Annotated in this window: 22 protein-coding genes; 6 read left to right on the top strand and 16 right to left on the bottom strand. The window is 56.7% G+C overall.

The annotated features are described in order from the left end of the window. From HMPREF1628_RS05480 to HMPREF1628_RS05470, 3 genes are all read right to left on the bottom strand, one after another. Positions 1-765 (bottom strand): sulfite exporter TauE/SafE family protein (locus HMPREF1628_RS05480; protein WP_034508949.1); only part of this gene is annotated, 765 nt, incomplete at its 3' end. A gap of 121 nt (positions 766-886) precedes the next feature. After that, complete coding sequence (fbaA, locus tag HMPREF1628_RS05475; RefSeq protein ID WP_034508945.1) at positions 887-1,912, bottom strand: class II fructose-bisphosphate aldolase; 1,026 nt, start codon at positions 1,910-1,912, stop codon at positions 887-889. A gap of 105 nt (positions 1,913-2,017) precedes the next feature. Next, positions 2,018-2,692: a TrmH family RNA methyltransferase gene (locus HMPREF1628_RS05470; protein ID WP_034508941.1), complete on the bottom strand. Its 675-nt coding sequence runs from the start codon at positions 2,690-2,692 to the stop codon at positions 2,018-2,020. A gap of 126 nt (positions 2,693-2,818) precedes the next feature. On the opposite strand from HMPREF1628_RS05470, the gene HMPREF1628_RS05465 reads away from it, so the two are divergent. Then, a complete protein-coding gene (locus HMPREF1628_RS05465; protein WP_034508938.1) occupies positions 2,819-3,676 on the top strand; it encodes an HAD-IIA family hydrolase in 858 nt (285 codons plus the stop codon). A gap of 121 nt (positions 3,677-3,797) precedes the next feature. On the opposite strand, the gene HMPREF1628_RS05460 is transcribed toward HMPREF1628_RS05465, so the two are convergent. After that, complete coding sequence (locus HMPREF1628_RS05460) at positions 3,798-4,883, bottom strand: Fic family protein (protein WP_034508935.1); 1,086 nt, start codon at positions 4,881-4,883, stop codon at positions 3,798-3,800. A 155-nt stretch (positions 4,884-5,038) separates the two neighbouring features. Further along, a complete protein-coding gene (gene pyrE, locus HMPREF1628_RS05455) occupies positions 5,039-5,605 on the bottom strand; it encodes an orotate phosphoribosyltransferase (protein WP_034509104.1) in 567 nt (188 codons plus the stop codon). Between the two features lie 166 nt (positions 5,606-5,771). Between pyrE and HMPREF1628_RS05450 the strand changes: the two genes are divergently transcribed. Beyond that, a complete protein-coding gene (locus HMPREF1628_RS05450) occupies positions 5,772-7,193 on the top strand; it encodes a YkvI family membrane protein (protein WP_198030406.1) in 1,422 nt (473 codons plus the stop codon). 41 nt (positions 7,194-7,234) lie between these two features. Here the strand turns inward: HMPREF1628_RS05450 and HMPREF1628_RS05445 are convergent, their stop codons facing one another. The 4 genes from HMPREF1628_RS05445 to HMPREF1628_RS05430 form a co-directional block, all read right to left on the bottom strand. Continuing rightward, positions 7,235-8,866 carry an MFS transporter gene (locus HMPREF1628_RS05445; RefSeq protein ID WP_052038899.1) on the bottom strand — a complete coding sequence of 544 codons (1,632 nt, stop codon included), beginning with the start codon at positions 8,864-8,866 and terminating at the stop codon, positions 7,235-7,237. An 83-nt stretch (positions 8,867-8,949) separates the two neighbouring features. After that, positions 8,950-9,564: a response regulator transcription factor gene (locus HMPREF1628_RS05440; RefSeq protein ID WP_034508931.1), complete on the bottom strand. Its 615-nt coding sequence runs from the start codon at positions 9,562-9,564 to the stop codon at positions 8,950-8,952. Further along, positions 9,561-10,751 carry a sensor histidine kinase gene (locus HMPREF1628_RS05435; protein WP_156956897.1) on the bottom strand — a complete coding sequence of 397 codons (1,191 nt, stop codon included), beginning with the start codon at positions 10,749-10,751 and terminating at the stop codon, positions 9,561-9,563. The genes HMPREF1628_RS05440 and HMPREF1628_RS05435 overlap by 4 nt, the downstream gene beginning before the upstream one ends. Beyond that, a complete protein-coding gene (locus HMPREF1628_RS05430; RefSeq protein WP_034508924.1) occupies positions 10,748-11,509 on the bottom strand; it encodes an SDR family NAD(P)-dependent oxidoreductase in 762 nt (253 codons plus the stop codon). The genes HMPREF1628_RS05435 and HMPREF1628_RS05430 overlap by 4 nt, the downstream gene beginning before the upstream one ends. Before the next feature lie 65 nt (positions 11,510-11,574). Between HMPREF1628_RS05430 and HMPREF1628_RS05425 the strand changes: the two genes are divergently transcribed. Both HMPREF1628_RS05425 and HMPREF1628_RS05420 read left to right on the top strand, forming a co-directional pair. After that, complete coding sequence (locus tag HMPREF1628_RS05425) at positions 11,575-12,336, top strand: exodeoxyribonuclease III (RefSeq protein WP_034508921.1); 762 nt, start codon at positions 11,575-11,577, stop codon at positions 12,334-12,336. Between the two features lie 9 nt (positions 12,337-12,345). Beyond that, positions 12,346-13,161, top strand: a complete 816-nt coding sequence (locus tag HMPREF1628_RS05420; RefSeq protein ID WP_034508918.1) for a serine hydrolase domain-containing protein — start codon at positions 12,346-12,348, stop codon at positions 13,159-13,161. 101 nt (positions 13,162-13,262) lie between these two features. On the opposite strand, the gene clpB is transcribed toward HMPREF1628_RS05420, so the two are convergent. Further along, positions 13,263-15,857, bottom strand: a complete 2,595-nt coding sequence (gene clpB, locus HMPREF1628_RS05415) for an ATP-dependent chaperone ClpB (RefSeq protein WP_034508915.1) — start codon at positions 15,855-15,857, stop codon at positions 13,263-13,265. A 170-nt stretch (positions 15,858-16,027) separates the two neighbouring features. Between clpB and HMPREF1628_RS05410 the strand changes: the two genes are divergently transcribed. Then, a complete protein-coding gene (locus tag HMPREF1628_RS05410; RefSeq protein ID WP_034508912.1) occupies positions 16,028-18,091 on the top strand; it encodes a prolyl oligopeptidase family serine peptidase in 2,064 nt (687 codons plus the stop codon). A gap of 137 nt (positions 18,092-18,228) precedes the next feature. Here HMPREF1628_RS05410 and HMPREF1628_RS09255 read toward each other — a convergent pair whose 3' ends face one another. The 3 genes from HMPREF1628_RS09255 to HMPREF1628_RS05395 form a co-directional block, all read right to left on the bottom strand. Continuing rightward, complete coding sequence (locus tag HMPREF1628_RS09255; RefSeq protein ID WP_052038898.1) at positions 18,229-19,242, bottom strand: hypothetical protein; 1,014 nt, start codon at positions 19,240-19,242, stop codon at positions 18,229-18,231. Between the two features lie 94 nt (positions 19,243-19,336). After that, positions 19,337-20,074 (bottom strand): type 1 glutamine amidotransferase, encoded by a 738-nt coding sequence (locus HMPREF1628_RS05400; protein ID WP_034508910.1) that lies wholly within the window; start codon positions 20,072-20,074, stop codon positions 19,337-19,339. Then, positions 20,071-21,309 carry a MurT ligase domain-containing protein gene (locus HMPREF1628_RS05395; protein ID WP_034508908.1) on the bottom strand — a complete coding sequence of 413 codons (1,239 nt, stop codon included), beginning with the start codon at positions 21,307-21,309 and terminating at the stop codon, positions 20,071-20,073. The genes HMPREF1628_RS05400 and HMPREF1628_RS05395 overlap by 4 nt, the downstream gene beginning before the upstream one ends. A gap of 98 nt (positions 21,310-21,407) precedes the next feature. Here HMPREF1628_RS05395 and HMPREF1628_RS05390 point away from each other — a divergent pair, with 98 nt between their 5' ends. Further along, complete coding sequence (locus tag HMPREF1628_RS05390; protein WP_034508906.1) at positions 21,408-22,049, top strand: hypothetical protein; 642 nt, start codon at positions 21,408-21,410, stop codon at positions 22,047-22,049. A 57-nt stretch (positions 22,050-22,106) separates the two neighbouring features. On the opposite strand, the gene HMPREF1628_RS05385 is transcribed toward HMPREF1628_RS05390, so the two are convergent. The 3 genes from HMPREF1628_RS05385 to HMPREF1628_RS05375 form a co-directional block, all read right to left on the bottom strand. Further along, positions 22,107-24,104 (bottom strand): KAP family P-loop NTPase fold protein, encoded by a 1,998-nt coding sequence (locus HMPREF1628_RS05385; RefSeq protein WP_034508905.1) that lies wholly within the window; start codon positions 24,102-24,104, stop codon positions 22,107-22,109. A gap of 265 nt (positions 24,105-24,369) precedes the next feature. Continuing rightward, positions 24,370-24,825, bottom strand: coding sequence for a heat shock protein transcriptional repressor HspR (locus HMPREF1628_RS05380; RefSeq protein WP_034508904.1), 456 nt, complete (start codon positions 24,823-24,825; stop codon positions 24,370-24,372). Positions 24,826-24,836: 11 nt separating this feature from the next. Further along, positions 24,837-25,853 carry a DnaJ C-terminal domain-containing protein gene (locus HMPREF1628_RS05375; RefSeq protein WP_034508903.1) on the bottom strand — a complete coding sequence of 339 codons (1,017 nt, stop codon included), beginning with the start codon at positions 25,851-25,853 and terminating at the stop codon, positions 24,837-24,839. Positions 25,854-25,862: the final 9 nt, after the last annotated feature.

Below are 25,862 nucleotides of genomic sequence, written 5' to 3'. Positions count from 1 at the left end.
TAGCGTGGCGCTCAAGCTCGCTATGCAAACCACTGCTAGTAGTAGCCCAAAGATTAGTGTCAGTTGATACGGCTTAGCCCGGCTAGAAAGGGGACCACCAACCACGGCGCCACTCATCGACCCCAGCATGAACGCCACCACAACACCCCAATCGATTGGCGGCGTGTTGCCCGCTCTAGCCACCAGGCCCCCAATTGCAGCCATCGACATGACAATCAAAGAGGTTCCTGCTGCCTCTCTCATTCCAAACGCAAGCACAACCGTGAGCACCGGCACCACAATAAAGCCGCCTCCCACGCCAAAAAATCCCGTCAAGAATCCAGTTCCCAGGCCTGCCAATATTATCGCCACGAGGCCGCGCGGCTTACCCCGCGGCGCCTCGCCGCCCGGAAGGTTGCGCTCACGCAGACCCTTCCAGATCATCACTGCCGCCATCACGGCCAGCATCGCACTGAACAAGAGCATCAACACGTTGCCATCCACCAGGGCGGCCAAACGCCCACCCACCACAGAACCAACTATCGAGATCGCCCCAAAAATCAAGCCCTGCTTCACCCGGATAGTTTTTGCGCGAAGCCGCTGCGGCAACGCAGACAATGCGGTTGCCAACACAATCACAAGCGAACCGAGGGCAGCCGCGTGCGGAGTCTGGCCCAGCAGGTAAGTCAGCGCCGGAACCGCAAGTATGCCACCTCCCGCGCCAAGCGCCCCAACCACAACGCCCACGCCAACACCAATCACCGCCGCCAACGCAACCGCTTCCAAACCGCGCTCCCTCTAGCCAGAACTAACCGGCCTCGCAAAAATACTTACTTCAGTCACACTACCGCGCATAGCGAAGGGCGCGCCCATTTGGACGCGCCCTTCAAAAGAAGCCAGAAGCGACTTACTTCATCTTGGTGCCAACGGAGCCGAGGCGCTCACAAGCCTCAACAACGCGAGCAGCCATGCCAGCCTCAGCAGCCTTACCCCACGAACGCGGGTCGTAAGACTTCTTAACGCCAACCTCGCCGTCGATCTTCAGAACTTCGTCGTACTTGCGCAACATCCACTCGGCAACCGGGCGGGTGAAAGCGTACTGGGTGTCGGTGTCAACGTTCATCTTGATAACACCGTTCTCAACCGCCGTGCGGATCTCCTCAGCAGACGAGCCCGAACCACCGTGCATAACCAGGTCGAACGGACGATCGCCAGCGTTGTACTTCGCGCCAACCTCTTCCTGAATGGTGCCCAGAATCTCCGGACGAAGCTTCACATGGCCAGGCTTGTAAACACCGTGGACGTTACCGAACGTAAGAGCAGTCAGGTAACGACCCTTCTCGCCAAGGCCCAGAGCCTCAACCGTTGCAATACCATCCTCAGTGGTGGTGTAAAGCTTCTCGTTGATCTCGCCAACAACGCCGTCTTCCTCGCCGCCAACAACACCAATCTCAACCTCAAGAATGGTGTGCGACTTCTGAGCAAGATCAAGCATCTTCTGCGCGATCTCCAAGTTCTCCTTCAACGGCACAGCCGAGCCGTCCCACATGTGGGACTGGAAGAACGGAAGGCGGCCAGCCTTAACCTCTTCAACCTCGAGCTCCATGATCGGAATAATCCAAGAATCAAGGTTCTGCTTTGCGCAGTGGTCCGTGTGAAGCGCAACCGTCACATCGTAGTTCTTAGCAATCTCACGAGCGTACGCAGCCATTGCAAGCGAGCCAGCTACGCGGTCCTTAACCGTGGCGCCAGACCAGTACTCGGCGCCACCAACCGAAACCTGGATAATACCGTCAGACTCGGCCTCGGCGAAGCCTTGAATAGCAGCCGTCAAGGTCTGCGAAGAAGTAACGTTGATCGCCGGGTAAGCGAACTTGCCTTCCTTCGCACGGTCCAGCATCTCGTTGTAAACTTCAGGGGTTGCGATAGGCATTAATTGCCTCCTTGCCTAGACATTTTGACTTCTCCATTATCCCACATTTAGGTTCGCAATGCTTTAGCGTCCAAAGTCTTGACAACCCTATTCGGCTTGCCCCCGCTACGCGCCTTCTGGATCGCTCCCATGCTGGATAACCCACGCCCACATAGCGATAGCCGCAGCGTGCCCCACATTCATCGACCGGCTAGAACCATACTGCGTTATATGCAAAACAGATTCGCACGCCCGTGCCATATCCTCACTGAGCCCCGTGGATTCCTCCCCCATCACCAGCACGCACTTATCGGGAAGCTCCCGGCCCTCCAGCGGCCTGGACCCCTCAATATTGTCAATCCCAATCACGTGCAAACCGCGCGAACCCACATGGTCCAAGAACTCGTCTATCTCCCGGTGGTGTACAACTTCCAAATACCTGTCCGTCACCATCGCCCCGCGCCTGTTCCACCTGCGACGCCCCACAATATGCACGCGGCGGACCCCCAAACAGTTTGCCGTGCGCACAATAGACCCAATATTGAAGTCGTGCCCCAAGTTTTGCACCGCAACTTCAAGCCAATCCGGCCTGCCCACACTGTCTAGGAAGCCCTTAATCGCCTCATTCGACCAGTAGCGGAAGCGATCCTCCACATTGCGCGTATCACCCTCGCGAAGTAGCACCGGATCATACTGATCGCCCTGCGGCCAATTCTCTTCAGCACCCGGCCACGGCCCCACGCCGCTACCAGGAACCGACCGCACCTCATTCTTGTCTATTTCTGCCACGCCCTCGAACATACAAACAACGCGAGAAACCGTCAAAGCCAGCCGCCCGCCATGAACGAGCGTGCACAAAACCCGCGATCATCTACCCCGCGATCATCTGGAACGATAGGCTAAAAGCAGTTACAGAAGGAGACAAATATGGAAACCACAACAAACTTTTCACTAGACGAAATGCCCCCAATCACCTCGTGGCTATCCGACATGGACGGCGTTCTCGTAAGCGAGGAACGCGCAATCGACGGGGCGCAAGAATTCATTGACACTATGCACGAGCTGAACATCCCGTTCCTCGTATTCACCAACAATTCGATCTACACGCCGCGAGACCTATCCGCTCGCCTCGATAACTCCGGTCTGCACGTGCCCGAAGAGCACATTTGGACGTCCGCGCTTGCAACCGCGGCGTTCCTGTCCCAGCAGTCGCCAAACTCGTCCGCATTTGTCATTGGCGAGGCCGGACTTACCACCGCTCTACACAGCGCCGGGTACGTAATGACTGAAACGAACCCCGAATACGTTGTGCTTGGTGAAACTCGTAGCTACGACTTCAACGCCATCACCCGGGCTATCCGCTTCATCGAAGCAGGCGCCAAGTTCATCGCTACCAACCCGGACGTCACCGGCCCCTCCGACGAGGGCGTCCTGCCCGCAACCGGATCCGTGGCCGCGATGATCACCAAAGCAACCGGACGCAGGCCCTACTTTTTGGGCAAGCCCAACTCGATGATGCTACGCGCCGGCCTCAACAAGATTGGCGTCCATTCTGAAGTCACCGCCCTGATCGGTGACCGCATGGACACCGACGTACAAGCCGGCATCGAAGCGGGACTGCGCACCTTCCTCGTTCTCAGTGGTTCAACGAGCGAGAGCGAGATTCAGAGCTTCCCGTTCCGTCCCTACCGCACCAAGAACTCGATTGCCGACATGATCGAGGTTGTGCGCGAAAACCACCGGCTAGCCAAAGAAGCCGGACTGCTCGAAGAATCCGGCGAGTAGGACGTAGCTAACCTCGCGAAGTGTTGAAATTTTGTACACGTTTCCGCGACGTGTACAAAATTCGCGAAATTTTTAACACGTTATCGGGACGTGTACAAAACCTGTACACGTCCCGATAGCTTCACCTAGGCAGTGCAGTGTTGAACAACAAATCAAGATACCTGCCGTTCACAAACAGCACTTCGCGGCCAGCAGACACCTTTTCTAGCAAACCCGAGGCCTCCAATTTGCCCGCATACTTCGCGGCAGTTTGCCGGCTCACGCCCAGCTCGGCCTCGAAATCACGGTAGCGTGCATACGGTTTCTCAAACAGCATGAACGCCACATCCCGCTGCGGCAGGCCGCTACCGCGCAGCAGCTCCACAACCTCGTCAATCAAAGTATTTACGGCGTAAATGAGATCACTGGTCCACTTTGAAGTTACTTCCACTGCGCGCAAAATGAAGAGGATCCATGGAATCCACTCACCTCGCTGCGTTACGCCATTAAGTAGCCGGTAATACTCCTGCTTGTGTTGCACAATGTAACCCGACAGGTAAGTAATCGGGCTGGTAAGCAGATCGGCATGAACCAAATAGAGGACGTTCAAAATCCTGCCGGTTCGCCCATTACCATCCGAGAACGGGTGGATAGCTTCAAACTGGTAATGCAGTAAGGCAAGTTTGATCAATGGATCTAGCGAGTCATCCTCGTGTAAGAACTCCTCCCAGTTAGCGAGGTGCCTAAGGATAACGCTCTTGCCTTCAGGAGGCGTGTAAATACACTCTTTCGTTATTGGATTACCAATGTATGTTCCCGTGCCACCACGAATATCCATGTCGAAATTCGTTATACGTGAGCAGATTTGCTTGGCCATATTCACGGTGATCGGGCGTTCTTTCAACAAAGCAACACCGAGATTCATGGCTTCGCGGTAGCGCAATCCCTCACGTGTAGCGGGAGTCGGTTTACCGACTTCCAATGCTGCACGGAAAAGCTCGTCATTAGTGGTGACGATGTTCTCTATCTCTATCGAAGCCTGCGCCTCGAGCAAGGGGACCGAGTCAATCAATATGCGCGGATTTGGAAGGAGCTCTGCAGCTGTATTTGCCTTTTCCAATGCTCTCGAGGCAGATATAACTGCGCGAAGCACCTGAGGTGTCTCCACTTCACACGCAGGAGGAAGAAACGTCAGATCCTGATACGGCTTTTTCGGATCAACACTCATCTTGCACCTCCACACATATTGAACGTGTACAAATTATGGCGAATTTTTAACACATTATCTAGACCTGTGCAAAATTCGCGAAATTTTTAACACGTTATCGGGACGTGTACAAAATCTGTACACGTCCCGATTAGGTGAAAGTGAAGATGTTTAGATTAGGCGAGGCCGAGGTCTTCTAACCTCAAAGCGTTCAAATACTTGTAACCAGCGCCCTCGATGACCTCGCGCGCACCCGTATCGCGGTCCACAATCACCGCAACAGCTAGAACCTGCGCGCCCGCTTCCTCAAGCGCGCGAGCCGCCTGCATCGGAGAACCACCCGTGGTCGAGGTATCCTCCAACACGATCACGCGCTTACCCTCAACAGAAGGCCCCTCAACCTGGCGCTTCATGCCATGATCCTTCGCTTCCTTGCGCACCACGAACGCATCAACAGACAAGCCCCGTGAGGCCGCCGCGTGCAAAATCGCCGTCGCAACCGGATCCGCACCCATCGTGAGGCCACCCACGGCATCAAAATCATCCGGTGCAAAACCATTGTCCTCAAGCATGTCGAGCATCACGTGCCCCACCAAAGGCGCCGCCTCATGATGCAACGTTGCCCTGCGCATATCAACGTAAAAGTCAGACTCCTTACCCGAAGCTAAAGTCACCTTCTGGTGAATAACAGCAAGCTCTTTAACAAGTTCGGCCAGGCGGGCCTTGCGCGGATCGTTAGTCATACCCCTATCGTAAGCGAAAGCCAGCTTCCCCTCGAAAATCACACGATTGAGCTAACCCACGCCCCGTTTCGTTACATGCGCAACGAAAATCCCCAAACCTGCGCAAACTCGGTAAAGTAAAAACGCTGAGGCGTACCAGCCGCCAAATCTACACAGCTGGCAAAACATGAACCGGCAAGTAATAACAGTTGCAATGGCCTTCGTAGGCCTGGTAGTAGGCGCGGGATTCGCATCAGGGAAAGAAATCCTCCAATACTTCGTAGGATTTGGCGTCCAAGGAATGTGGGCAGTCACCCTCGCTCTCATAATCCTCGGAATCGCCGGATACGCGATCCTCCAACTCGGTTCCTTCTTCCTAGCCAGCGATCACAACCGCGTGCTCACCGAAGTATCCCCGCCCATCACTTCCCGCTTCTTCGACATCCTCATTACCCTCACGCTATTTAGCATGGGCTTTGTGATGATCGCCGGCGGAGGTGCCAGCCTGAACCAACAATTCGGGCTACCCGTCTGGGTGGGATCAGTCATCATCACCATCCTCGTAATCCTGGTTGGAATGCTTGACGTAGACCGCGTGACCGCAATCATCGGAGCAATCACACCGTTCATCGTTGTGCTGATCGTTGGCGCTGCGATTTGGTCATACACGCACGTAGACTACTCATTCGCGCAGCTTAACGACATGGCGCTTGAAGTTGGATCAACCCTGCCAAACTGGTGGGTTTCCGCCGCAAACTACGTGGCTCTGTCGCTCGCAATGGCCGTGTCCATGTCAATCGTGATGGGAGGCCAAATCCGCGACCCGCGCGTAGCAGGACGCGGCGGCATGCTGGGCGGCATAATCTACGGGATGCTGATCCTCATCTCGTCCTCTGCACTGTTTGCACAAATCGACAAAGTGGGCCACTCCGACATGCCCACCCTCATGCTGCTCACCAGCATCCATCCCGCATTCGGCACCGTCATGGCGTTCGTGGTTTTCGGCATGATCTTCAACACCGCGATCGGCATGTACTACGCCCTCGCCTCCAGGTTTTCGAAGGGCGACCCAAAACGCTTCCGCATCTGGCTGATTTCAATGGCACTGATTGGCTTCGCGATCTCATTTGTGGGATTCGAAACGTTTGTGAGCTACCTATACCCGGTGATCGGCTACGCGGGCATGCTTCTGATTCTGCTGCTAGTAGTGCACTGGGTACGAAGCCGAGAAGACATTCGTGAGGAAATCGCACGCCGCATGGCCATCCGCAAACTCTTGCGCCGACTCATGCGTAAAGACAAGCACTTCCACCAAGGACACGCAGACCAGCTTGCCGAGGCGATTGAGCAATCACCGGTTGAAAATTCAGACCTGCAAACCAGCTCCGTGCTCGAAGTGGTAGACGAGTTGGAAGATGAGGGACTGGCCTACGACCATCCGGCAACGATCGACTTCGAAGAGATCACCAACGTAGAGCTTGAAGAGGACGCCCTCGACGACTACGAAGAGCCCGAAACCGATGAGGTAGCCGAGGAAGTTGTCCGAGCGGAAGAAACGAATAAGGCTCGCCCCTCGGTGGAGGAACCTAACCAAGAAAAGTCTGTCTGATCGTTAGCGCAGGCTGGCGCATGCAGTGGAGAACCACCTCTTTAATCTGACTTGCGAGCCGCGAGCCAAACCATAATCGAACCCAGCAACCCGACGCCGAGGAAAGTTGCGGATACCCACAGGGAAGAGCGGGTTGCCTGCGCAAAACCGCCCACCAGATGACTCACCAGCTCAGAATCAGCGCCCATCTGCTCGCGCATTTGCAATAGATTTGAACCCGCCGAAGCCTTCGTGGCAGCGATCAGATCATCCAGCTTTGCGGCGGGCAAATTGAACGAGGACAGCGCGTTCGGCAACGAACTACCGAGCCCCACCGCGAGCGCGCCGCCCGAGAACGCTGTGCCAAGCGCCGAACCGACCTGACGAACCGTGGACTGGGTTGCCGAACCTTGGCCAGATTTAGTGACGGGGACGTCCCGCAAGATGGTGCCGGTCAGCTGCGCAGACGCGAGACCCAGGCCAAGACCGTACGCAAGAAGAGGGGCAACGAGGTAGGCCAGGGACTTGGCCGGATCCATGAAGGAGGCAAGAGCGGCAACTCCTGCAAGCTCCAGACCAAGCCCTAAAATGACTGTGCCTGCCGGGCCGAGCCTGGCTGCGATGTGGCGCGCAAGGCCTCCGGATAGGAATGCTCCCAGAGCCATGGCTGCGAGAATCAGACCGGCATCGATCACGCTGGTCCCATACGCGTTGATGAGGTAGAGCGGAAGCACAAACAGCAGGGCGAACTCTCCGATTGCAACCGTTGCGGCCGTGAGATTGCCCCACGAGAACGTGCCGATTGTGAACATTGATAGGTCCAACAAAGGGCCGTTGGCGCGGTTAGCTAGATGCAACTCCCACCAGATGAACAGCGCGAGTGCGACCAGCGCGATCGCTAGTGAAATGGGTACCACCGAGATCGCTGACGCCTGCGTCCATGTAAGACTGAGAAAGCTGAACTCTGAAGTGGGCTTCCACCACCCCACGTGCGGTCCCTCAATGATGGAGAACACGAGGCTACCAAGCGCCAGACTGGAGAGCACGAAACCCAGCACGTCAAATTTCCCACCGGCCTCACCCCTGGTTTGAGGAACAACCTTGAGGGCAAATAGTACGAGTAGCGCGCCCAGGGGCAGGTTCACGTAAAAGATCCAACGCCAGGAAACCCACTCTGTTAGCACTCCTCCGAGCAGGGGACCTATCGCGGCGGCTCCGGAGATTACCGCGCCCCAAATACCGAACGCGGCCGCGCGATACTTTCCACGAAACAGAGCGTTCACTGTTGAGAGCGTGGCCGGCATTATTCCCGCAGCGCCTACTGCCTGTACCGCGCGGCCTGACAGGAGCGCATCGGCCGACCCGGCAACACCTGCGACCGCAGATCCCGCCATGAAAATGATCATGCCAATCACCAGTAGCCTGCGCCGCCCAAGCCGGTCTGACGCAGAACCACTGGCAAGTAGTAGCGCGCCCACGATCACCGCATACAAGCTGTTCACCCACTGGGCATCCGAGAGCGTCAGTGTTAGGTCCCCAATGATTTTTGGCAGCGCCACACCCACGATCGTGCCGTCTAACACGATCACTCCCAGCGAAGCGGCGAGCACCGCCAGCGCACCCCAATCTCGTTTCGAGGGCGCCTGCACTACACCCGTTTCACCGCTTGATTGCGCCCTTTGTGCGTCCTGCACTTTCCCTCCAACACTACGAAACTTCTACTTCCATAGTGGTGAGGCAAAGCGCGGGCCACATCAACCAAAAGGTTGAATTCGCCCTACTCCTCCAACAAGCCCACGGATCGCGCTTTCGCCACGGCCGCGGTCCGTGAGTTCACCGCTAGTTTTTCAAACACGCGGTTCAGGTGAGTTTTAACCGTGGCTTCAGAAAGAAATAGGTCCCTAGCCGCGGCCGCATTAGTTTTGCCTTGCGCCACAAGGCGAAGCACATCTAGTTCCCGGCCCGTAAGCTCGGGCATTCCGCTGTGTTTGATCTGCGCTTGCACTCCCGAACCCAAGAACTGTTTGCCCCGCGCCGCAGTCTCAACCGCGCGTTGCAGTTCCGCAGTGTCCGCATCTTTCAGAACGTAGCCGGCCGCGCCCGCAGCTAGAGCGCCCAAGATTTCCGGTTCGGACCCGTATGTTGTGACAACGAGGACGGGCGGCCCGCCCATCTGTTTGATTTCTCGCACGGCACTGGTGCCACTCATTGCCCCAGGTTGTTTGAACCGCAGGTCCATGATCACGAGGTCTACCGGGTGGGCTCGAAGCCAGTTGATAGCATCCTCAGCTCGCGCAAAATCAGCAGCCACGCTAACGCCGTCTGCGTTTTCTAAAACCGCGCGCAGTCCCATCCGCACAACCGCGTGGTCATCGACAATTACGACCTTCACTCGGCCCCCACCGAACCTATCGGAACCGAGGCACGCACGAGCACACCGTCCTCACTAAAAATCTCTAGAGCGCCACCTACTTCACTCATCCGCTCCCGCATGGCGGGAATACCAAAACCGCGTCCGTCTTCTGGCATGGACGTATCAAAACCCTGCCCGCGATCCTCAACCTCGAGCCGCACGGCTCCCTCATCTGTCTGCAGGCGAACGGTGGCGGCCGCGGTTCCCGAATGCTCCTTCACGTTCACGAGGGCGGATTTGGCCACGCGAAGCAGCGCCGCTTCCTGCCCTAGGTTGAGCGTAGCCACGCCCTCATCAATATCAAAAGTGATGTTCAAGCCCCTAAGGACGGGTTCATTAGCGAGGCCGCGAAGGGCAACTTCGAGGCGCCCAGCCGAAAGCTCGCGCGGAGCCAGAGCCTTAGTTACCCGCCGGGCATCAGCGAGCGCCCCCTGCGTAGCCTGCAAAGACTGATCGATCAGCCGCGCGACCTCGTGCGGATCGCGGCTTGTCTGCGCAACCTGCAACAGCATCGCCACCCCGGATAAATCCTGCGAAACCGTGTCGTGGATTTCGCCCGCCATGCGCGCCCGTTCACGCTGCAAAATGCGTTCTTCCTCGGCCCGGTCTAGGAGCGTGCGCGCCTGACTCAGTTCACGAAGGGCTTTGCGTAGCGAAGCCGCCTCGGTAATCACGGTGACTCCCGCCCACGTTATTACCAGGGCAATGCCTACGCCCAGGAGTGGTCCCAAAATTGCGGCGCCAACCGGGTGATCTGCGGGTAGTCGCGCAACGGAAATTCCCACGGCGATTAGGCCCGTTATGCCTGCCGCTACCGAGCCCCACAAAGGGCCGAGCACGCCAACCTGGATGATTACCAACGCGAATGCAAGCCAAATGGCCGTATCTGACACAGCCAGCAGGCCCACCCAAATCAAGGTGAGCACCAACATCCACACGATCGTGTAACGCCCGTGCGAAACCCCCTGCCCTAAATCCTCAGAGCTGGCGTGCGCACGATGCCCCAGCATCATTCCAGCCGCATACGCGCCCAAGAACCCGACGCCCAAAATGACGCCTAGAACCGGGTGGCCACCCGTGAATGCTCCAGCCACGCCCACAACGGTTGTCACGGCCAGTAGGAGCGAGGCTGCAATAGCTAAAGCCCGCGAGTTCAAAGCACTCACATGTGGGGCAGACGCGAAATGACCGCGCGGACCATCCAACGCGGCGACATCTTGGTGGCAAACATTGCTACCTTATAGCGCGCCGAGGGAGTCACCAGTACCTGACGGCGGCGAACCGCCGCGAGGGCCTGCTCCACTACCTGAGCCTCGCTGATCCAAGAGATTTTTGGAGCCTCCTCGGGAACAGTTTGTACCCTGTCGTGGAACGCCGTATTAACCATGCCCGGCATGACTGCCGTGACGCTCACACCCGTCCCGCGCAGCTCCTCAGCCACTCCCTCGGAAAACGCCTTCACCCACGCCTTGTGTGCGGAATACGTGCCCATGCCAGTGTCTGCCGCAACGGAAGAAACGTTCAGAACTGCACCGTGACCGCGATCAAACATGGCATTCACCGCCGCGTGCGTAAGCTCCATAACGGCCCGCACCATCACATCCAATGCCTTCGTTTCAGCAGTCATGCTGTTCTCCCGAAACGGCACGCCCAAACCAAAACCAGCGTTGTTCACGAGCAGGCCAACGGGACGCTCATCTTGGCGGAGCCGCTCCACAACCGTCTTGCGCCCCCTCGCGGTGCTGAGGTCCGCCACGAGCACCTCGGTGTGCACGCCTGAGGCTGCCTCGATCTTCGCTGCGATTTCACGCAACTTATCCTCCCTGCGCGCAACCAGCACCAGATTGTGCCGCGCGGCCGCGAGCTGCCAACAAAACTCTTCCCCGAGGCCCGAAGAAGCCCCGGTAACCAAAGCAGTACCCATACAAATAGGTTAGGCGGCGTCCCCTCCCTTATGCCACATTTCGCGCCGGAAGGTAGGGTTAAAGCATGCGACTAGCCACTTGGAATGTGAACTCCATCCGCGCGCGCCACGAGCGCGTGATTGATTTTTTGAACCGCGCCGACATTGACGTGCTTGCCATGCAAGAACTCAAATGCAAGCCGGACCAGTTCCCTCTGGAAGCGTTCAAAGAGGCCGGCTACGAGGTGGAAATGGTGGGCTACAACCAGTGGAACGGTGTGGCAATCGCTTCTCGCGTTGGAATAGATGAGGTTGAAACCAGCTTCCCTGGCCAACCCACATTCCGCGACAAGATTGAGGCGCGCGCAATCGGCGCCACGTGCGGCCCGGTGCGCGTGTGGAGCACGTATATTCCTCACGGGCGCTCGCTTACCGACCCGCACTACCAGTACAAGCTTGAGTTCATGCGCGGTCTGGCCGACCACGCCGCCGCGCAAATGGAAGGGCGCCAACTAGCGGTTGTGGGCGACTTCAACGTTGCCCCATTCGATGAGGACGTGTGGGACATTTCCGTTTTTGAGGGCGCAACCCACGTTTCAGAGCCCGAACGCGACGCATTCAACTACTTCGCGCAGCTCGGAATGGAAGAGGTCACGCGCGAGCGAGTCACCAACTACACGTACTGGGACTACCAAAAGCTCCGGTTCCCTAAGAATGAGGGCATGCGAATCGACTTCATTTACGCCTCCCCGGTCCTCGCCTCTGCGGTGGCCGGCGCGCAGATTGACCGCGACGAGCGTAAAGGTGAGGGCGCTTCTGACCACGTGCCCGTCATCATCGACTTTTAGGAGGTCGAAATGCCTGACGGCCTACCCGACAATCTGCGGCCACCATTCGAATATTCGATGGCTTTCATGGAGCCTGGCCACGTCCTCGAATACGGCGATTCCATGCTGGTTTACCCCCTCATGTCGGTCACCAAACTGCTCTCTGCAATGGGAGTTCTTGTTGCCGTGCAGCGGGCCATGATCAGCCTCGATGATGAGGTGACCATTGCCGACGGCCAGCGGGTTGTCACGCTGCGCCACCTGCTTGCCCACGCCTCCGGCCTTGCGTTCAACGAGCCTGTGCTAGAGGCCGGTACCCAGGAAAAGCGGATCTATTCGAACCGCGGCATTGAAGAGGCGTCGTGGGCGGTAGAGGCCGCCACGGGATTCACGTTCGAGGACTGGGTTGAGGCAACCGTTTTGGAACCGCTCGGCCTGATAGAGACACACATCGACGGATCCGCAGCATACGCAGGGGCCGGATCCATCCGCGACCTCGTGGCCCTTGCCCGCGAGTTTCAAAACACCACACTCATATCGCCTGAGTTGGCGCGAGAGGCAACCTCGGTTGCTTACCCGGGTTTGAAAGGTGTCACGCCCGGTTACGGCGGATATTCGGACAACACGTGGGGTTTAGGTTTTGAAATCAAAGGAGCGAAAGTGCGCACCTGGTTCCCGCGCGCAGCCTCGGCTTCGACGTTTGGCCACTTCGGCCAATCTGGCTCATTCCTTTGGGTAGACCCCGAATCTGTGCGCGCCATGGCCTTCCTCGGGGCCGAACCGTTCGGTGCCTGGCATCGCAAAAACTGGCAAGCCCTGGGCGACCACTTCCTCGAAATGGTCTGACGCGGTGTTTACTTCGGTGCTTAATTGGGGAGAAAATTAAGCGTAGATGTACGAATAGAGGGACTAGCTCATTGAGCTAGCCCCTCTACCTTGGGCACAGATTAGGCGCTGGCCTCCAACTTCAGCCCATCACCGCTTACCCTCACGGTTACCGAGCCACCGTCCTCGACCTCGCCTCCAATAATCATGCGAGCCAAGCGGTCTCCGATCTCACGCTGAATCAACCTACGCAGCGGGCGTGCACCAAACGCGGGATCATACCCGTGCTCGGCCAGCCACGTCCTCGCATCATCATCAACGTGCAGGGCAATCCGGCGGCTATACAAACGCTGTGCCATCTGATCGACCTGAATGTCAACAATCTTCGACAACTCTTCTTTAGTTAGCGCCTTGAACACCAAGATCTCATCCAGACGGTTCAAGAACTCCGGTTTGAACGCCGCACGAACCGTGTTCAACACGGCCTCACGCTGCTCGTCCTCACTCATCGAAGAATCCACCAGGAACTGCGAACCAAGGTTGGAGGTTAGTACCAGGATCGTGTTCCGGAAATCAACCGTACGACCCTGACCATCCGTCAACCTGCCATCGTCAAGCACCTGTAACAAGATGTTGAAAATCTCCGGATGAGCCTTCTCCACCTCGTCCAACAACACCACCGAGTAGGGGCGGCGACGCACGGCCTCAGTCAACTGGCCGCCCTCGTCGTAACCCACATATCCCGGAGGCGCACCAACCAGGCGCGACACCGAATGCTTCTCCGAATACTCTGACATGTCGATGCGAACCATGGCGTGCTCGTCATCAAAGAGAAAGTCCGCGAGCGCCCTCGCAAGCTCTGTCTTGCCCACGCCCGTTGGGCCCAGGAACATGAACGAACCGGTTGGACGATTCGGGTCAGACACGCCAGCGCGGGAACGACGCACTGCGTCAGACACGGCGCGAACCGCGTCCACCTGCCCAATCAAGCGCTTACCGATGTAGGACTCCATGGAAAGTAGCTTCTCCATTTCGCCCTGCAGCAACCTGCCCGTGGGGATTCCCGTCCACGCCTCAACCACGGCTGCGATCTCAGCAGGACCAACCCGCTCGGGAATCATCGGCTCGCCCTCATCAGCGCGATCCTCAGCTTCCTCCGCCTTCGCGATCTGGGCCTCAACCTGGGGAATATCACCGTTTTGTAGGCGCCCTGCTTCTTCCCAACGGCCCTCACGCATTGCGAGTTCCAATTCGGTACGAAGCTCATCGAGCTTCACGCGCAGATCACCAACTTTGTTACGGCCAGCCTTCTCGGCCTCCCACCTGGCGGTGAGCGCCGCAAGTTCCTCCCCAAGATCGGCAAGCTCCTCACGCACCTTCTCAAGCTGCGTAGCGGTCTGCTCATCCCCGCCCTCAGGATCGGATTCGGTTAGGTAGGACTCCTCCATGCGAAGCCGGTCCACCTGGCGGCGAAGCTGGTCGATCTCCGTGGGAGATGAGTCAAGCTCCATGCGCAGACGAGACGCCGCCTCGTCCACAAGGTCGATTGCCTTATCCGGCAACTGCCGGCCCGTGATGTAGCGGTTGGACAGCTCCGCGGCTGCCAAGAGCGCGCCGTCAGAGATAGTCACCTTGTGGTGAGCCTCGTACTTAGGCGCAATACCGCGCAAGATCGCAACCGTGTCATCCACGGAAGGCTCACCTACAAACACCTGCTGGAAACGCCGCTCAAGCGCCGGATCCTTCTCGATGTTCTCCCGGTATTCGTCGAGGGTGGTTGCACCGACCATGCGTAGCTCTCCACGCGCAAGCATGGGTTTGAGCATATTGCCCGCATCCATCGCGCCTTCGGAGCCACCGCCCGCACCAACCATGGTGTGGAGCTCATCAATGAACGTGATGATCTCACCGTTTGCCGACTTGATCTCGTTCAAAACGGCCTTCAAGCGTTCCTCGAACTCGCCGCGATACTTCGCGCCCGCAACCATAGCGGACAGGTCAAGGGCGATCAGCCTCTTGTTGCGAAGCGATTCGGGCACGTCACCGGCCACAATCCGCTGCGCCAGACCCTCCACCACCGCGGTCTTACCAACGCCCGGCTCACCAATCAGAACCGGGTTGTTTTTTGTACGGCGGGAAAGCACTTGAACGACGCGGCGAATCTCCTCATCGCGCCCAATCACAGGATCAAGTTTGCCTTCGCGCGCAACCTCGGTTAAGTCGCGCCCATACTTCTTGAGAGCTTCAAACGAGCCCTCCGGGTCAGCAGTCGTGATCGGCTCCTTCCTAAGCGCAGATAGTGTTGACTGCAAGGCGCTTGCACTAGCGCCCTCTTCGTTCAAAATGCGGCCTGCATCCGTGTCAGATTTTGCGAGCGCAATGAGCAGGTGCTCCGTGGAGGTGTACTCGTCCCCCATGGCGCGCGCATCCGACTCCGCCTCCACCAAAATATTGCCGAACGCACGCGAGGCAGCCGGTTGCGAAACCGAGGCACCCTGGGTTGACGGCATTTGGGTTAGCGCGGCGCGGACCTTCTGTCCCACGCCCTTGCGAGAAGCACCCGCGGCCTCCAGAACTGAAATCGCGATACCTTCAGGCTGATCGAGCAACGCATGTAGCAAATGCATGGGCTCAACTGAAGGATTGCCCGCAGCGCCAGCAGTTTGCACGGCTACGCTGATCGCCTCTTGGGCCTTGGTTGTAAATTTATTGTCCACTTCAAATCATCCTTTCGCCCACTGGGCAAATGTCATCTATGAAGTACAACGCTTCTAAACTTGAGTCTATTCCACTCAACTTCAGATTTTTTGAGAACCAGCTCACAGCTAGCAGCGAATTCTCGTGTTTCGAGGTAGTAGCAAGGCGCCCAGTGCCCGATACTTAAAACATGAATGAAAAGATCAACATCGAACTACTTGACGAGATTCAGGGCGAAGAGGCCCTTGCTTGGGTTAACTCCCACAACAGCCGCACACTTAGCGCGCTGGGGACGAAGCGTTTCTTAAACATCGAAGAACAGATTAAGAACGTTTTAGACGATCCAGACCGCATCCCCTACGCCAGCATCAGAGGCGACTTTGCGTACAACTTCTGGGTTGATGAGAAGAACCCGCGCGGCCTGTGGCGCCGCCAACCGGCCTCGGCATACCTGCAAGGAGCGGACGACTGGTCGGTTCTGCTCGATATCGACGAGCTAGCCAAGCGCGAAGGTAAAGCGTGGGTGTTCCACGGAGCCTCCCTCCTCTTCCCCGAATATTCGCGGGCGCTCATCGCGCTCTCCGATGGCGGCTGCGATGCGGACGTAATTCGCGAATTCGACGTTGACACGTGCACATTCGTTGAAGACGGCTTCAACCTGCCCGAATCAAAGGGAGAATGCAGCTGGATAACAGCGGACCAAATCCTGGTAAGCCGCGACTTCGGCCCCGGCACCATGACCGATTCGGGCTATCCGCGTCAGGTTCGACTATGGAAGCGCGGACAAGACCTCAAGGACGCGCAGATCATTTTTGAGGGCGAGAAAAGCGACGTTGGCGTATTCCCCCACTTCGATTCGATGCCCGGCTGGCAGCGCGTAATGATTAGCCGACTCATCACGTTCTACGAATCAGAAACGTACGTTGCAGACCCCACGGCACAATACGTTCTCAAGAAAGTTGAGGTCCCAACACACGTAGAGGCCGGACCCTGGCGCGACTGGATGCTCATGCGCCCAAAGCAGGACTGGACCGTAGGCGGAAAAACCTTCAAAGCAGGATCCCTGGTTGCAACCCAGTTCGACAACGCCTTCGACGAGGACTTCGAAGCACACAGCCTGTTTACACCGACGGATGCCTCCGCCCTCGAATACGTCGCAACCACCAGGCATCACGTTGTGGTGAACGTGCTCCACCACGTTTCCAACCGCCTCGGCATCCTCACCCCTCCCACTACCGAACACACGGGGTGGGACAGGCGCGACCTCAAACTAGCAACCGGCAACGAGCAAGCTCCCGCGCACGCAACCATCCAAGTAAGCGCGGTTGATAGCCGCACCAGCGACCAGCTGTGGCTGCACACCACAGGCTTCACCACTCCCATGACGCTCTCACTGCTCGAACTATCCAAATCCGGAGAAACCCTGAGCGCCACCACGGTTCGCAAAGCCCCCGCAACGTTCAACGCGGAGCATGTGAAAGTGAGCCAACACTTCGCCACCTCCGCAGATGGCACCAAAGTTCCCTACTTCCAGATCAGCACACCGGGAACCGAACCCGCACCAACCCTGCTGTACGGCTACGGCGGCTTCGAAGTTTCCCTAACCCCCTCCTACCTCGGCATGGCCGGCCCGGCCTGGGTTGAGCGCGGCGGCACCTATGTGGTTGCCAACATTCGCGGAGGCGGTGAGTACGGCCCCAAGTGGCACCAAGCGGCACTGCAGGCCAACCGTCACCGCGCCTACGAGGATTTCGTAGCAGTTGCCGATGACCTCGTAGCCCGCGGTGTAACCACAAAAGAACAGCTCGGCGCGCGAGGCGGCTCCAATGGCGGCCTCCTAATGGGCATGATGCTCACCAAATACCCCGAACACTTCGGCGCCATCGTCTGCGAGGTTCCCCTGCTAGACATGAGCCGCTTCCACACACTTCTAGCCGGCGCCTCGTGGATGGCAGAATACGGCGACCCATCCGACCCGAAGCAGTGGGAGTTCATCCAAACATTCAGCCCCTACCACCTGTTCCAGGCGGGCAGGCAATACCCGCCGGTCCTATTCACCACCTCCACGCGCGACGACCGCGTGCATCCCGCACACACGCGCACCATGGTTGCGAAAATGGATGAGGCGGGCGCCGATGTGCTCTTCTACGAAAACATTGAAGGAGGCCACGCCGGCGCGGCCGACAACAAACAGCGGGCAAAAATGAGTGCACTTGCCTGGGAATTCCTCTGGCAGCACCTCGGCGGCGAATAGCCACATCGGGCAGGTAACCGCACCAGCGCCAAGCGCTCACGCAACTCCGCGGCAGGGACGCAAGCCAGGCACGGTTAGGGCATAAAAAATGATCGGAGCATTTTTTCGCTCCGATCATTTTTACTTAGCTATGCGGCTTACCAGCCCTGCATTCGCAGCTCAATAGCTCTACGCTCGCGGTTCACACCCGCAAGTTTTACAATGCCCCAAATCAGCAGAGCCAAACCAGCAAATCCGACGATCGCCGAAATAATCATGCTTGGCCCGAACGAAGAGATCACGTCGTCAAAGAACTCGCCACCAAAAACGAGGATGCCCTGGCCATCTGCATTCTCGCACTTAAGCGTGTAAGTTCCAGCAGGCACATCGGATGCCATCGCGCCTTCCCCATCGCCTACCGGCACCAGCGGATAGGTGTCATTTTGCCCAACCAAAGTACAAGATGGGGTCACCGTACCAACCTGTCCGTCTAGCCCACTAGACGCTTCATCAGACCCGGACATGTCATTGGAATAAACAACCGTAACCACGCCTGTGCTTCCAACCTCTACGCTCCCGCCATTTTGAACCGGCTCAAAAGAAGACGTGTCCAAGGACTGAAGCGCACCTACTGCGACGCTCATAAAGAACGCTACGGGAGCAATCACGAGCATCATGACCACGCCAATCACGATCATCGCGATCGAGCCACCCCTACCCGGAAGCTGCATTGGTGCTCGGCCACCACCCTGGTAACCATTCTGCCCATATGCTGGGCCATAACCGGGCTGACCGTAACCAGGTTGGCCATATCCCGGCTGACCATTAGAAGGTTGCCCATAAGCCGGGCCATAACCCGGCTGATTGTAACCGGTTTGACCATAACCGTCTGCGCCCTGCTGACTGCGGTTACCTGTTGCTCCATACCCGTAGTTGCCGTAAGTGGACTGGCTATAGTCGGGTTGGCCGTAGCCGGGCTGACCGGACTGATTATGACCGGCCTGCTCCCCGTTCAAACCACCGTAGCCTTGGCCATCACCTTGGCCGGACTGGCCGTAACTCGGCTGACCGTAGCCAGGTTCGTCCTCAATCCTGCGGCCAAACTGCGGCTGCTCGGGCACCTGCCCGCCGTCTTGCGGTTCGTTGCGGTCAAAGTCTTGATTGTCGCTCATGGTAAATCCTTACGCTCGCGGCCTACATGTTCATACTACTTGGGCCTGTTATTTTCCTAAATGGATAATGCGTAAAATCAGGGCTATTTCAGGGTTATTTGAGGGTAATTCCGGAGTCCTCTAGCCGCTGTTTACGCAGTAGAACGGTTGCGGCAGTATCGATTGGGCTCAGATCTTTTTGGCCGGTTGCAAGACGGATCAGATAATCGGCCAGTTGCGGGTTTCGCGCAAGCACCGGCCCGTGTATATAGGTTGCAAACACGCTTCCCTGCACCGCCCCGTCTACCCGCTGCCCCTCATCACTCAAATCCAGGGCATTTCCGTGTCCATGCAAGACAGCTCCAAGTGGTTGCGCATCAGCCCCTAGCTCAGTAACTCCGAGGTGGTTTTCAAACCCGGTCAACGGCTCGCCAACGCCCTGGAGCAAAGCCGTGGTTACAAGTTCACCCACACTACGCTCTGCTCCCCGCCGGGTTTGCGCATCGAGCAGTCCCAGACCATCCACCTTGCGCCCATCCTCGTCCTCATAAGAAGCGCCAAGCACCTGCAAACCAGCACAAACCGCAAAAACTATCGCTCCTCGATCCGCGGCTCGGCGTAGCGCTCCGGACTCTTCAAGGCGTTGCACCGCAACCTGCTGCGCGGCGTCCTCACTTCCTCCCAGAAGATAAAAATCGAGGCTATCCGGCACCTCATCCCCCACGTGTACGGTCACGATTTCAGCGTCAAAACCGCGTTTTTGCAGGCGTTTTTCAAGCACGATGGCGTTGCCACTATCACCGTACGCGCCCATCGTTTCGGGCATGATCAAACCGATTTGCAGGGCGCTCATTTGGCCTCCTCATACTCGCGGGAAATCCAATTGTTAAGCCCGTGCGCAGCCGTGTAGTTCGCCACCACGTCCACGTTGCCTTCGGGCGCGCGTTTGAGGCCATCTTGCGGAGTTTCGACAAGCTCAAACTCGAAATCTGCATACTCGAGCCGCACGGCAAGATCCGCGCGACGCTCCCCGCACACGATGATCTTCCGGCCTTGCAGGGGTGCGAAATCCACGTCCCACAGCCAAGAAAGATCCTCACCGTCCCCAACCCGGCCATTCACCGCGAGGATAATGCAAGCATCCTCCTCCACCATCGAAAGAGATTCTTGCCATCCAGCCGGATTCTTTGCGAGGACAATGCGGGCTAGACGGCCATCCAAGTTGCGCCGGGCGTAGCGCCCAGACACCTGCGTGACCTTATTGATCTGCGCGATGGCCTGATCGATACTGACCCCGAGGGCGTGGGCAACCGCAACCGCCTGCGTGGCGTTGCCTCGGTTTGCCCGCCCAGGCAGGGCAAGAGCGAGGGGGTGCGCAGCGCCTGCAAATACAACCGCACCATCTTCCACTGTCCACGCGGGTTCTGGCCGCGCGAATGAAGATCCGGGCACGTGCCAAAAATCGCCGGAACGGACCACCGGAGTGTTAGTGCGGGGGAATGTCACCGAGTCAGCCGTCCTCGTAACACCCGCAGACACCCAAATCGGGCTCTTCGCATCCCATGCGGCCGACACAATCAGCGGATCATCGCAGTTAGCCACCACAAACGCCTGCGGATTCTCATCAACAGCCTGGCGAATTCGCGCCTCCACAGCCCCGGCTTCACCCACTCGATCCAGCTGATCTCGCGACAGGTTAAGTAGCACAAAACCCGCCGGCTTTACCGCCCGGGCAACTGCCGGCACGTAGAGCTCATCAACTTCCAGGGCAGCAAACTCCGCCTCGCACTCTTCAATCAGCGCAGCGGCAACACCACCCGTCATGTTGTCACCAAGCACGTTTGACGCCACCCGCCCCTTAGTTTTCAAGGCTTCGCGCACCATCGAGGTAGTAGTCGATTTGCCGTTGGTACCCGTCACAATAACGATCTTCTTGCCGCGGCTAACCTTTTCTAAAACCTTGGGATCAAGAGCTAACGCAACCCGGCCACCAATCACTCCGCCTGACCCGCGGCCACTTTTTTGTGACGCCCAGGCCGCGAAACGGCCCGCATTTTTTGCAAGGGACCCACGCAAACCAACCTGCATTGTCCGCACCTCTCGTTACGATTAACAAGACTCAGTTTACAAATGTTTGGGGTCACCGAAATAATTTGGCTCCCAGTTTGGGCCGTTAGGAGTTAGCAATGAAGCGCCACATAGCATTGGCCGCGCTCGCATGTTCTGTAATGATTTTAGGAGCGTGTTCGTCTGATGAGGAGCTTCCCGGCCCTTCTCCCACGCCAATTCCTCTGACTGCCCCTTCCGAAACTAGCGTCGAAACCCCCACCTCGTCCGAGGATGCCTCCGCGCAGGTTGATTCGGCGGCGTACGAGCTTGGCGCCAACACGGAACTAGCGCAGGCCGGTAATGCGGGCTACTGGTTTGCAAACAGTGACCACTCGGTTCTTTGCACCATTATTGTCGAGGGGGCAGCTTCCGCCCCTTACGTTCGGTGTGAAGCATTCCCTGCCTTCCCGGTGGAAGATACTCCATGTGACCAAGGCATTTTCATGGGGACTCAGGCCACGCTCTCCGCAGAAGGCGCCGAGTACGGCAGGTGCCAGTCCGATGTGCCACTGCAGCAAATGTGTCTGACCGATCCGGCTTCGTTAGACGATTTTTCTGCCGAATTCTGCGAAAATAACCTGTTATCTGCTCCTGTTCTGAATGATGGGGAGACCATCTCAGCGGGCGTGTTCACGTGCACGATGGACGAGGACGCAACTACGTGTACGCACGAAGGCGGCCAGACTATGCGTTTCAAACCCGGCGACGCGCTGGAGTAGATAATCAGAAAGACCTGTTTCCTGTAGCTCCTAAGGTAAATAGAGAGACACTCAAAGCTAAAGAATTAGATGCTCTAATCCAGGGAAAGCCACATCTTGTTCAGGTTCGGGGTGGAGTTCTTTCTTATAAACATAAGCAACGATCTTCGCTACTTCCTCAGCAGCGTCAACAGTCTTAATTTCTTTGAAAGATAAAGGCGGGTTGCTCGTCAAAAGATGAATAGGTAGCCCCTTTTGCTGAAGGCACTCACACATTGCTTTTGCCCTTGATTTATCGGGGCCTCCAAATCCAATTCGGCAGCCGTTACCTGAAATGTGCACTTCACAGCATTTTCTATCTTTACGCTTTTCGAAGCCAGGTTTCGGATTCTGAAGAATATAGCTCCAGTATCCTGCGCCACCGGTAACTTTGACAGTGAAATCACCCATTTGGGATGTGATCCCACTTTCAAAGGCCTTAACGGCGTCTATAACACTACCGTCTAGATTACTATCCTCGAGACCACGGATTCTCTCATCTAATGAAACTATTTTTGTTCCATTACCCAGATCGTCTGGCCTGACACCTACGGTTGTGACCGCAGCGTTCTCTAATGCCTTTTGTAATCTATTGTCGTTATCCGGTTCTTGATCTAGTTCAAATATCTCCATTATCTTTTCTGTTATCAGTCGAGCATCAGTAATTCGATGACGCCCCAGTTTCCACTCATCGAGTCGTTCTTGACGATTAACGGGCGTTTTCGTTGAGTCTTTGGAAGAACCGTTTTCGCCATGATCGGACTCGCCCACAGCGTTCTCATCCAAATCCTCATGATCATCGTCTGAGCAAATATCGTGAACGGATTGCAAGAATGAACGCACCTGGTTTCCACTACTCATATTTTTTACTAGATCCTGGAACATGTAGGGGAATCCGGTTTGAAGAGCGAGCATTGCGAAGGTATCAAGTTGTTCCTGTTGTTCCTGTTGTTCCTGAGATTTTTCCTTTTTGCCAGTTTGCGTTGGCTCGCCACCATTCGGCCCTGTCTCATTGCGACGCTTTTTGCCTATGTACTGCAGTAGGTTAAACGAATTCAAGAGGCGCTTAACTGATCGTGGGTTCGTTCCCACGGAAAGTCTGACGAGATCAACATACTTCTCCAGGTTTTCTTCGCCTTGTTTTATCTCAAGAGCACTCAGCCCCTCTTTAATCAATCCATTGATTCCATACGCTTGCACAGGCAGATTGAACGGAACCTGGATTATCTTGTCAAAAAAGTCTCTAGCTTTACCTTCGTCGAAATCTTGTCCGTACTTTGCCCGCACACCGCGAAGGACCACCTCAAAATCAATTGCGAGAACAAAAACGCAACCCTTAACATTCATGAAGACCTTGAGTGCCTCCATCACTTCAACAGCGCGCTCAGGTTCAAGCCGGTCCAAATCATCAATAAATATAAATATTCGATCCTGTTTCGCGGCACTTTGACATTTACCAGTGTCTTCAGAAAATTTCAAAAACTCGTTGATCAACGCTTGAAAATCGTCCCGCATTGTAGAAATGATTTCGATGAGTTGATGAGAACCAACTGACGCCTCGGCATCTTTCTTCTTAGCTTTGTCAATTCTCTCTTTCATTGCGTCGGCGGCATCAACTACGACGCCATAACCCGCCACCTTCAAGCTCGCAAGCGCCAGTGGGATCAAAGCCTTCCGAAGCTTAGTAATTTTCTCCTTCGCTGCAGTTGCTCTCCCCTCCTTCCCAGAATCGATACGTTTCTCCAAACTTGAAAGAACGCCACCGAGCAAAGAGAAAACCAGCTGCTCACCGAGATTGAACTGAGAATACTGCCAAGTATTAAACTCGACAACCTGGGCTCCTTCGCCGTCAAGCTTTTTCTTAATACGCTTCAAAGCGCTGGTTTTTCCAGAACCCCAGTCACCTTGAATCGCGGCCGTCATAGGCGTGGGACACGACTTTATAAATTCTCTGAAACCTGCAATATATGCATTTATATTCAACGAATCTATTTCAGTGGGCTCATCGTTAAACCCTGTAAAGCTTGTTTCAGTCATATCTACTCCAGTTCTCCGTCGAACTTCTCTTCCGGTACTTCGTAACACGCTAACCGCAGATTTCACGAGAACAGCAACGAGTATATCCGCGCCCGGCGAAGCGCTGGGGTAGCCAACGTAATCATTCGCAAGGATAACTGCTCGCGCGTGAAAACAGGGTACTTCGATATACGTCCAAACCCACTTGCTCTGGCGCTGAGACCATCGCCTACGAACGCAAAGCTGGGGCGAGAAAACTCGCCCCAGCTTCAATACTGCATTTGGTTTAGCGACGGAAAAGTACCAGCGCCCCTGATTTTGGATGGCGCACCAGTTCATTACCAGAAACCCGCAACCGTGTGCCGCGGCGAACCGTATGCACACTGCCATCTGGCGTGGCGGCAAAAACGCGTGAGCGCTTCTCGTTTTCCTCCCGCACCAGCGTGCGCAGCACTTCTAACTCTTCGCGCATTAGTTGCATTGCCTCTGCGCTCTCATCTAGACGTTGTTTCAGTTCTAAAATCTGGCGGATACCCTCCAGATTCACGCCCTCGTCCTGCGATAAGCGCTGAACTTCACGCAACCGCTCGACATCGCTTGCACTGTAGCGACGGCCCCGGCCCTTTGTACGCGCCGGCGTTACTATGCCCAGGCGGTCATACTGGCGAAGCGTTTGCGGATGCATGCCCGCAAGTTCGGCAGCAACCGAAATAACGTAGGTTGTACCCCTCTTGTTCGCCATATGACCTCCCTCTACTTACGAGCGTTTGCTTCTAGACCTTGACGCGGATCGAAGTCAGCGGTCAGCTCACCGAGCTTCGCCACCGCCTCCCTTGCTTCCTTCGACATGTTCTTAGGCACAGCAACCTCAATCTCAATAATGAGGTCGCCCTTCTTACGCCCCTTCTTCACGCCGCGGCCGCGGACCCGCAAAAGTGCTCCGGAGGAAGTACCCTCCGGCACCTTCACGGTCACGGTTGAGCCATCGAGTAGCGGCACGGAAACACTTGCGCCCAGCGCAGCCTCGGCAAACGAAACCGGCAACTTCATGCGCAAGTTCTGCCCGTCCAAGCTGAACACCGGATGCTTCTCAAGCGAGATCGCAACCACGAGGTCGCCCGCAGGCCCCCCGTTCACGCCCGGCCTACCTTTGCCGCGCAAACGAACCTTCTGTCCGTCCGTCACACCGGCGGGTATGCGCACCGTCATTGATCGCCCCTCGACGGTCATTTTCAGCGTCGCGCCCTCCACGGCCTGACGTAGCGTCAAAGTGGTAGCAGCCGACAGGTCAGCGCCCTTTTGCGCGGCCTGGCCAAACGCTCCCCTACCCGCGTAGTCCGAGAAATTCGGGTGACCACCCTGGCCGCCACCGGCAAACAGGTTCGAAAGGATATCTTCAAAACCCGCACCGGATGAGCCGCCAGAAGTGGAGAAGCGAACCCGAGAGCCGTTTCCTCCACCACCAAACATGGAGAAAACATCTTCAAACCCAGAGGCAGAACCACCCGGCCCCGCAGAGAAGCGAGCCCCTCCGCCAGCCATCGCACGAATCGCGTCGTACTGCTTGCGCTGCTTCGGATCAGACAAAACCTGGTAGGCCTCGCCAACCGCCTTGAACTTCTCCTCCGCATTCTTATCACCCGGATTCTGGTCAGGGTGATGCTTGCGCGCAAGCTTGCGGTAAGCCTTCTTAATCTCTGACTCCGACGCATCCTTAGACACGCCCAACGTCTTATAGAAGTCCTTCTCCATCCAATCTTGTCCAGCCACTACTTCTCA

Origin of the sequence: Actinomyces sp. S4-C9, assembly GCF_000758775.1 — a bacterium.
Taxonomy (GTDB): domain Bacteria; phylum Actinomycetota; class Actinomycetes; order Actinomycetales; family Actinomycetaceae; genus Gleimia; species Gleimia europaea.
This window is presented reverse-complemented; position numbering and strand designations above follow the sequence as displayed.